This window comes from Microcoleus sp. Z1_B2 (assembly GCF_036700325.1).
Lineage (GTDB): Bacteria > Cyanobacteriota > Cyanobacteriia > Cyanobacteriales > Microcoleaceae > Microcoleus.
Genome location: NZ_JAUBOQ010000026.1, coordinates 94,161 through 103,244 on the forward strand (window position 1 = coordinate 94,161; position 9,084 = coordinate 103,244).

Here is a 9,084-nt window from a genome sequence, read left to right on the forward strand (position 1 = left end):
TACAACCGCAGTCCGGCAGGGGTTGAAACCCCTGCCTCAAAGCTAAAGTCCTCTCAAAGAGGACTAATACCAAATCCGACTTAAATACCCCCTTTATTTCTTAGTCTGCGGAGGCAGACTTCGTTTGACAAGGAGCGGTTTCAACCGCCGAATCATCAAGGGGTGGCAAACTAAGAGTCAGCGGCAAAATGTTTAATTAAGACGCTCATCACTTCACCGGGATTCTGAGTTGGGACAAGCGGACTCCAGTCAGAAACGCAGGCAAAATTATCGCGGTGAAAAGAATGAATGACGCGGGAAACAACTGGACGAGAACTGATAATGAAAAGTTTCAAGAGTTCTCGGTTAACTGAAGTTTGCAAGTTTGGCTTTTTAGCAGGGGGCTGATTGAGTTCGGTAGTTGGACTTTCTGGCCCAACCTCAAAAGCAAGTATTAATTCGGTATTGGGTAGCATTTGCCGGATGACTTTCAGGGAAGATTCTGCTTCGCTGCGGCTGCGAAATTGCGCGACAGGTAAGCGCTGAAAGTTGGGCAGCAGTCGGTAAATAATCCAGGCATTCGCAGTTTCTGGGGTGTTCATGGCTGTATTGTAAATTGGGTATGTTTGCCCATAGAAAAGTGACAGACTTGCACCTTTGATTTTTAGTGCAGTCTGTTTTGGCTATGGCTGTGCCTACCTCAAGGAACTTAACCGCTTAAATTAAGCGCTTAAAATAGATACTTATAATAATATGGTAAAAAAAAGGCAACGTCAACGGCAACCAGAAAATGAGTTGGCTTTTCGGAGACTGCGAGAGGACGCTAACTTGAGCCAAGAAGAGTTGGCTGTGCGGATGGGGGTGTCGGCTTCGTCGGTGCGGCGATGGGAAAAGGGAGACGAACCTACGATGACTGTTCGGCAAATGAGGGATTTTTGCCGTTTGGTGGGGGTATCTTTTGATGAGTTGCCGGATTATCTCAGTCGGCCAGTAGATGAGGAGGAGTCACTAGAAATTGACGGTCGGAGATTTTGAAAAATTATGAGGCTATTCGAGAACAAGCAATTTTTGGTGAGTTGCTGGTTTAAATTGCGATTGGTATCAAAAAACAACCACGCTATAATTGATGTAAGTTTTGGGAAAAACTGCAATGTTAAATTACAACTTACCGAGGTACTTGCCCTCAGCCGATGAACTGCCAGATTCTGACGAAACGCCTGTGGATAACGAACTTCAAGAACTAATACCGGGGTTGCTAAAAGCGGTATTGCTCATAATTTGGGCAGAACGCATGGACTGGTTTTTTGGCATAGATATGGGTATCTATTATCACCCTGAAAAAGCTCCAATTGTCCCCGACGGTTTCTTGAGTTTAGGAGTAGAAAGGTTTTACGATGAAGAATTGCGTCCCAGTTACGTTCTGTGGGATGAAAAGGTTGTCCCAACTTTGGTACTGGAAGTCGTTTCCAAAAAGTATCGCAAGGAATACACCACAAAGTTGGAGGAATATCAAGATTTAGGCGTGCTTTATTACATTATCTATTCATCTCGCCGCCGTCGCAAACCCCGATTGGAAGTACATAAGTTAGTTAATGGGAAGTATGAATTACAGTCGGGACATCCTGTTTGGATGCCCGAAATAGGTTTAGGAATTGGTTGTGAAAGGGGAAATTATTCTGGGGTGACGAGGGAGTGGCTGTATTGGTACGACGCAGAGGGAAAACGTTATCTGACTCCTGAAGAACAGGTGAACAGATTAGCACAAAAATTGCGGGAGTTAGGAGTCGATCCAAATAGTCTGAGGTGAAGTAATTATTAGAGCGATGATTTGGTAAAGCCGACATTTCTATATTCTTATGGTAGGAAGGAGCAAGTTTTTAATCTTTCCTCACACTATCGGGCACGCCCACCGCCGAAATACCCGATATCGCCTTTAAGTTTTGACACCGAATCAACTCATTAAAATCCAAACTGCGCCCTTCAATTTGCGCCACAGCCTCGATCGCCCCAAGTAAATGTCCGGCCGCTTCTGCTTCGTTGTAACCACGCCTTCCCGCTACTCTAATCGCCCCTTCGTCAGCATCTAACTCTACTTGGGAACTGCGGTTGTCGCGCCAAATTCGAGTCATGGCGAGTCCTGTCAAACCGCCCGCGATCGCAGTGCCGATCGCATCTCCCTGCAACAATTCTACAACAGTCCCGACAATTCCCGCCAGAGCGGCACCTTGATAAATATCCGGTTTAAACCATTTAAAACTGCACAGAAAACTTACATTCCGCAATAGCAGTAAATCCCGCTGGGGCTTAGATAGCAGCCGCCACAAATCAAAATTAATATAAATCGGGCGAGATTGATTCCAAGGTAAAGGAAACTCGCAGTCAATTACCGTTGATTGTTGTGGCTTATTAATAATTTTACACATCATGCGGCCGGAAGCGGGCATCACATCTAACAGGCGGCGAATTTCTGGTTCGGGATTCATAAATTTTGGGAATTGGGAATTGGGAATTGCTTGCATCGGCATAAAAAACAACAACATCCATCAGGGGCTTGTAGGGGCGGGTTCACCAACCATAATTGTCTAAAACCTACAATCTCTAAAACCGGCCCTCACTCACCCAAGGGCAAATCGCAATCTGATGCACGGGTGGCCAGAAACCGGGTTTTTGCGAGCATACTTTGTGACAACCACAGATTTGATGAAAAACCCGGTTTCTTGGGTCAGAGTCCGTTCCTAACTTGTTTTATCGAAAGCAAAGTTGATGTAGGTTATTGGTTGTGCGGGGGCGGGTTTCTGTAGATTTTTAACGGGAGTTAAATATTGTTGGAAAAACCCGCCCCTACAAGTCAATAGAAGATTATTAAGGGTTTTTCTTGGATGCGGAAGAGGGAGATTCTTGAGCTCTGGGAGACGCTTTTTGGGTATTAGCCGAAGGCTTCGGACTGGCAATTGCTGGGGCAACTGACGGCTTTGAATTCGCGGCTGGGGATGGCGGTGATTTTAGAGATTCAGGGGCTGTTAGCGGGGCAACAGGGGCTGTTTTAGCGCCTAAAATGCTGGCGTCTCCGGTGTCGAAGGTGCCGGCGATGCAAGCGATCATCATTGTGGCTAAGGTGCCGACAAATAATGCTTTCCAACCGAGTTCGGAAATGTCTTTGCGGCGGGATGGAATTAGGGCGATCGTACCGCCGACAAATATGCCGACGGAGGCTAAGTGGGCGAAGCCGGAAAGGGCGTAACTGACAATTAAAACTGTACGATCGCTCACCAGTCCTTTTGCCGATGCTTCTGCTAAACTTTGATAGGGCGGAATCGCTGTTTCTAACAGTCGCCGTCCGATGATTACTGATGCTTGCCAAGAGTCGTCAATGGACACTCCTGTTAATAGCGTCAGGGGATAAAATAAAAATCCCATAATGTTGGCTAAGGTGACAACTTTGAAAAAGCCCCCAATTGGGCCGGGCAAAATTGCCAGCCAACCAAAGAATTGATTGATTAAGGAAACTAAGCCTAAAATCAAAATCAAAACAGCGGCAATGGCCACAGCCATTTTTACACCGTCCAATGCACCAATTATCGCTGCATCGAGAGGGCTGACTCGTTCGATGGGTTCTCCTCCAACTGTCTCTTGTGGCATCGCTTCGCCGTCCATTTCGGAAATTTCTTCGCCCACAAACTCGCGGCCTTTAGGCTTCCGTTCTTCCTTGGGAATGCCGCCCATTGTCAGGGGTGTGTCTGTTTCTGGTACTAAGATTTTGGAGAGGACAAAACAAGCGGGAATGGCGATAATTGAGGCTGAAACTAAGTGTCCTAAAATATTTGGAAAAACAGGCTTTAGAAAACTAACGTAAATTGCTAATGTTGAAGAAGCGGCAGTCCCAAAACAGCAAGAGAGGATTGCACAAAGTTCGGAACGAGTCATTTTTGGCAAATATGGCTTGACGACAATTGCCGCTTCAATTCCTACGAAAATATTGGCCGCGCCGCTGAGGGCTTCGGCGCCACTCAAGCGCATTGTCGTATAAAATATTTTGGCAAAAAGTTCGGTGATAATTTGAATCACGCCGATGTTGTATAGCAAGGCCATGAGGCCAGAAAAAAAGATGACTGTCGGTAAAGCTCTAAAGGCAAAAATATATCCTAAATTAACTGCCGGCTCTTTACCAGGTATGGGTACAACATTGCTCCCGAATACAAATCTCGCTCCAGCGTCAGCAGCGGTGAATACTCCATCCAGTAAGCTAGTAAACCACTCTAGGGCGATGCGAGTTGGGGGGAACAGGAATACTAAAAATCCTAAGACTAATTGCAGGCCAATGCCCCAGATGATGACGCGCCAAGGTATATACTGAACTTTGCGATTTTCTGAGAAAACCCAGGCGATCGCACACAGGCCAAAGATGCCCAGAAACGAGATAAGATTGTAGATAGACATGAGCTTAGTCCTTGAAATAGCTGAGAATGCCGATCGACGGCTTGCACCACATCAGTTATACTATTCATCTGACGGCAAATGCTAAAAAAAATAACGGGCAGATGAATTACGCACTCAACAGCGTACTTATGTCATTGCTTAGGTCATTCCGAACTCTGCGGATCTTTTGCAAGCCTTGATTTGCCGTAATTACCAGCAGTTTAGATAGAAACTCTAACACATGGAAGCTTTTGCTCCACATCCTCCTGAATGGACTGCGACGGCGGTTCACGCTAATGAGTTTTGCTGCCCCAAGTGCGGCGCTAGCTGCACGAATGCCACTGAGGTCTGGATTAATCGTCGATCGCCAGTATATACCGAGTTCAACCGTCGCAAATGGCAAGAATTTTACCGCTGCCAGTGCGATTCCGTGTGGTGGGCATGGAGTAACGATAGGCCTCCTTCTGAACTTGTGCGTCGCGATCGGAACTCGGATGAGGGCCCTGATGAGGGCCCTGATGATGATTTTTAGAACGGTGACAGAATTTTCGATTTTCGATTCTATTTAAAATTAGGGTAAGGTGTGCCTCGGCGCACCCTACATTTAGATATGTTAGCGCCAGTGAGGATCGTGAATTAAATAACTTACAATTTTAATTGTTATTGTGGGATGGGCGTCCCGCCCGTCCACTCATGACGGGCGGGACGCCCATCCCACTTTCAAGAGTGGAAGTTATTTAATTCTCATTCCTTATCAACTAATTCATCACGTCAAGGATTCCCTTGACTACGCCTTCCATGACTTTTTCAATTAAGCTCAATTCATTTTCGCCGATCGACTCATTTAAGAGCATTGACTGAATCCGCTGTCTGTCATCGCGAGTCAGTTCGCCGGACGAAAATATCCGCTCTACTATTTGTTCAGTTAGAAATGGGAAAGCTGGAGTTTGCATGGTTGGTCTCTAAAAGCATCAATATTTTGTTTTTAACTTTATTAGAGGAGCCAGTTATGGTGTGGGTTTTTACTTTCCCACCCAATCAGTGCTCCAATCTTATGACTCTGGGGGGCTTTTGTCAATACACTTGTTACAGAACAATACAAAATTTGCCTGAAATTTCCGACATTCGGGCAACGGGTGGTTTTGGAGTGCGATCGACCCCGGTGGTGGCGGTGTGCGATCGACTTTTTGAAGTTTATGGGCACTTTAGCGGAACATTACAGCTCAAAAAAAATCAAAACGAGAAGAGATTAAAATTGGTAATGGAGAATTGGCTTGTCTGAAATCCCTCTTCCTTCCGGCTAATGACTAATGACTAATGACTAAGGAATAATGACTAATGACTAATGGCTTCCTCCAATGACCTATTTTCCTTCGGCTCTAATTTTGACATTAGGTTTTTGGCTGCTACCTCTAGCAGTGCGATCGCAACCTGTCGTTCCTGCAAATGACGGCACAAATACTGTTGTTCAGTCCGAGCAAAACCGCACCGACATTAGTGGCGGACAATTGTCAGGAAACGGGACAAATCTGTTTCACAGCTTCAGCCAATTTAATCTCAGCGAAGGTCAAATCGCTAATTTTCTAACTAATCCAAATATTCAAAATATTTTAGGGCGGATTTCCGGCAACAATGTTTCCATCATTAACGGTCTGATTTCTGTAACCGGCGGCAATTCAAATTTATTCTTAATGAATCCGGCGGGAATTGTCTTCGGTCAAAATGCTAGATTGAACGTGCCGGGGTCTTTTTTCGCGACAACTGCTACAGGTATTGGTTTCGGTGACGGCTGGTTCCATTCGGCGGGAATTAATGATTACAAAGCTTTACTGGGAAATCCTAATCAATTTAATTTTAATAATTCACAAATTGGTGCAATTGTCAATGCCGGAAACTTGGCAGTTGGCAACGGGGAAAGTTTAACTTTGCTCGGTGGCACCGTTATTAATACAGGACAATTATCCGCTCCCAACGGTCAAGTTACTGTGGCTGCTGTTCCGGGACAAAATGCAGTCCGTATCAGTCAAAGCGGCAATTTATTGAGTTTAGAAATTACTCCGTCTTGGCAGTCAGAAAAATCGGCGATCGCCCCGGTTTCTTTACCTCAGTTGCTAACGGGCCCAGGCGTAGCGTCAGCCACAGGTTTAACCACTAACGAACAAGGTCAATTGGTATTGACTGGGGGCCAAACAGTGCCCGCAGTTGCCGGAAGTGCGATCGTCTCCGGTTCTGTAAATGTATTTGGCCCTTCTGGGAATGCTGGGGGCACAGTCAATATTTTAGGGGAAAAAGTCGGACTCTTCGGCGCAAATATCAATGCTTCCGGGACTGACGGTGGAGGTACTGTGCGCGTCGGAGGCGGTTTCCAAGGGATGGAACCAGTGCCCAACGCCCAGGTAACTTATGTTAGTCCTGATTCTACGATCGCAGCAAACGCGATCGACCGCGGCAATGGCGGCACTGCGGTAATTTGGTCAGACAATACAACTCGCTTTTTCGGCAATATTAGTGCTCGCGGGGGCACTGCCGCAGGTAACGGCGGAACAGTAGAAGTTTCCGGCAAAAATGCTTTAACTTTCCAAGGAGAAGTCGATACCCGCGCGACTAACGGTGCGATCGGCAATTTGTGGCTGGATCCGGCAAATATTACCATCGTCAGCGGTAACGGATCCAGCAGCGGGGACTCGACTGGCGGGGAACTGCAATCGGCACCAGAACCAAATGAAACATCGATCTCAGAAGTGCAGTTGGAACAGATGGCGGCCGGCAGCAACGTGGTTCTAGAAACCCCCGGCTACATCACCCTCCAAGACTTGCCCGATAACAAACTTTCCCTGCAAGCGAGAACGGGAGACACGGTAACATTTAGATCCGGCGGAGTGTTTGTTGTCAATGACCCCAACGATTTAATCGAGACTCAAGGCGGCAACATCAACATTTTCGCCAGCAGCATCTCTCTGGGCGGACTCAATGCTAACGGCGGCAATATCGCTATCACTGGTAACGGCATTGACTTCAGAGGCGGCAGCAATTCCGTCAGCAGTGCGGGGGGAACAATTCGCTTGCAGCCCAACGATAGCCGAGCAATTCGGATCGGTGGCACCGGCGATGTTTTGGGCCTTTTGGACTTGACGGCAACGGATCTCGGCGCTTTGGCGGGGGATTTCGGCTCGATCGCGATCGGGCGCGAAAACGGTAGCAGCACGTCGATCGCGATCGTCGCACCCATTACCTTCAACAGCCCGCTGACACTTCAAGGCCGATCGATCGCGATCGACAATCCCCTGAACACAAGCGGCAGCGCTAGCTTGACTCTCAACGCGCCCCAAACTAATCTCAACGCCAACATTGCCACATCCGGTGGCGATCTCACTTTTACAGGAAACGCATCCCTCAATGCTGACGTGGCTTTGAGCGCGGAAGTTAGCGGCAACATTCTGTTCTCCGGTAGCCTAGACGGATCTCACGCCCTAAGACTAGACGCTGGGCGAGTGCTGTTCGGCGCTACAGTCGGTCAAGCTGCACCGCTGGCGAGTTTAACTGTCAACGCCCGCAGTACCGAGGTATCGGGCAATATTGCGACATCTGGCGACATGACTTTCAATAGTAACGTCACAGTCGATCGCACCGCCGCCCTAGCCACCACTACCGGCAATATCACTTTTGCCAATACCCTCGACAGCAGGCCGGGCCGGGCTAATAATTTGACCCTGCGCGCTGGTGGCAACATTACTTTTGACGGCAGAGTCGGTCAAACTCAGAGGTTGGGCCTGCTCTCGGCCGATGCTGCTAGTGTGACTGCTGCTTCCACAATTGCAGCGCGTATTTTGAGCGTTAACGCGCGAGATTCCGCTAGCTTCGGGGGGGACAGCACGGCCGCTTTGGGAGCCGATATCAAGGCAGAAAACGTCTTCCTAGAGGGTAATTTAAGGACGGATGGTGGCAGCGTGAACCTGCAAGGAAGCGGCGAGGTTCGGACTGGTAATATTACCTCGAACGGTGGGAGGATTCGGGTTGAGGGGAATACTGTTGCTGCGGGTGCGATCGACTCGTCATCGGCGGGCACAGGAGGCGCGATCGCTCTCCAAACCACTGCCGGCCCTTTAACTGCGGGAGCTTTGAACGCTTCGGGGGCGATCGGCGGAAATATCGATGTCACCTCTTCATCGGGCATTTCGGCTCTCGATCTCAACTCCAGCAGCACTTCAAACGGCAACGGCGGGGGCGTTTCCCTGAACGCGACTGATAACATTCAGTTGGGCTTTATCAATGCTCAAGGTGGTACTGGTGGCACTGGTGGCAGTGTTGATGTGACAACCCTCGGTTTGTTTCGCTCGAACAATGTTTTCAACGATATATCGGGCAATTCTTCGAGTATTTCTACTGCCGGAGGTGCGGGGGCGGGCAGGATCGCAATTCGCCACGGAGGCGCTATCGATCGACCATTTATAGTTGGTGGCGCGATCGACAATGGAACCCTGGGAAGCATTAATGCTGGCGCGGGAAATGCCATTTTGCCCACTTTTTCTGTTGGACAAACTTACACCCAAGGAAGTTTACCAAATCAGATTTCCCTAATTACACCGGGCCCGCCCTCTACTCCCGCACCCATTCCCGCACCCATTCCCGCACCCATTCCCGCACCCATTCCCGCACCCATTCCCGCACCCATTCCCGCACCCATTCCCG

The 9,084-nt window shown here is 48.4% G+C and carries 9 protein-coding genes; 5 read left to right on the forward strand and 4 right to left on the reverse strand.

Annotated features, from left to right (window positions below; genetic code table 11):
* Window positions 1-170 precede the first annotated feature (170 nt).
* On the reverse strand, window positions 171-581 hold the full coding sequence (locus QT984_RS16890; RefSeq protein WP_333056471.1) for a hypothetical protein: 411 nt from the start codon (window positions 579-581) through the stop codon (window positions 171-173).
* A gap of 151 nt (window positions 582-732) precedes the next feature.
* Between QT984_RS16890 and QT984_RS16895 the strand changes: the two genes are divergently transcribed.
* Both QT984_RS16895 and QT984_RS16900 read left to right on the forward strand, forming a co-directional pair.
* Entirely contained in the window at window positions 733-1,014 is a 282-nt protein-coding gene (locus QT984_RS16895; RefSeq protein WP_333212033.1) for a helix-turn-helix transcriptional regulator, read from the forward strand.
* 115 nt (window positions 1,015-1,129) lie between these two features.
* On the forward strand, window positions 1,130-1,786 hold the full coding sequence (locus QT984_RS16900) for a Uma2 family endonuclease (RefSeq protein WP_333212031.1): 657 nt from the start codon (window positions 1,130-1,132) through the stop codon (window positions 1,784-1,786).
* A gap of 70 nt (window positions 1,787-1,856) precedes the next feature.
* Here QT984_RS16900 and QT984_RS16905 read toward each other — a convergent pair whose 3' ends face one another.
* Window positions 1,857-2,462, reverse strand: coding sequence for a DUF3318 domain-containing protein (locus tag QT984_RS16905; RefSeq protein WP_333056479.1), 606 nt, complete (start codon window positions 2,460-2,462; stop codon window positions 1,857-1,859).
* A gap of 379 nt (window positions 2,463-2,841) precedes the next feature.
* Entirely contained in the window at window positions 2,842-4,416 is a 1,575-nt protein-coding gene (locus tag QT984_RS16910) for a nucleoside transporter C-terminal domain-containing protein (RefSeq protein WP_333374511.1), read from the reverse strand.
* A gap of 220 nt (window positions 4,417-4,636) precedes the next feature.
* On the opposite strand from QT984_RS16910, the gene QT984_RS16915 reads away from it, so the two are divergent.
* Window positions 4,637-4,927 (forward strand): hypothetical protein, encoded by a 291-nt coding sequence (locus QT984_RS16915; RefSeq protein ID WP_333273129.1) that lies wholly within the window; start codon window positions 4,637-4,639, stop codon window positions 4,925-4,927.
* Window positions 4,928-5,153: 226 nt separating this feature from the next.
* On the opposite strand, the gene QT984_RS16920 is transcribed toward QT984_RS16915, so the two are convergent.
* A complete protein-coding gene (locus tag QT984_RS16920) occupies window positions 5,154-5,348 on the reverse strand; it encodes a hypothetical protein (RefSeq protein ID WP_190661768.1) in 195 nt (64 codons plus the stop codon).
* A gap of 152 nt (window positions 5,349-5,500) precedes the next feature.
* Between QT984_RS16920 and QT984_RS16925 the strand changes: the two genes are divergently transcribed.
* Both QT984_RS16925 and QT984_RS16930 read left to right on the forward strand, forming a co-directional pair.
* Complete coding sequence (locus tag QT984_RS16925; protein WP_333056475.1) at window positions 5,501-5,677, forward strand: hypothetical protein; 177 nt, start codon at window positions 5,501-5,503, stop codon at window positions 5,675-5,677.
* A 76-nt stretch (window positions 5,678-5,753) separates the two neighbouring features.
* Window positions 5,754-9,084, forward strand: a 3,331-nt coding sequence (locus QT984_RS16930; RefSeq protein ID WP_333374513.1) for a two-partner secretion domain-containing protein, incomplete at its 3' end; no start/stop codon positions are given.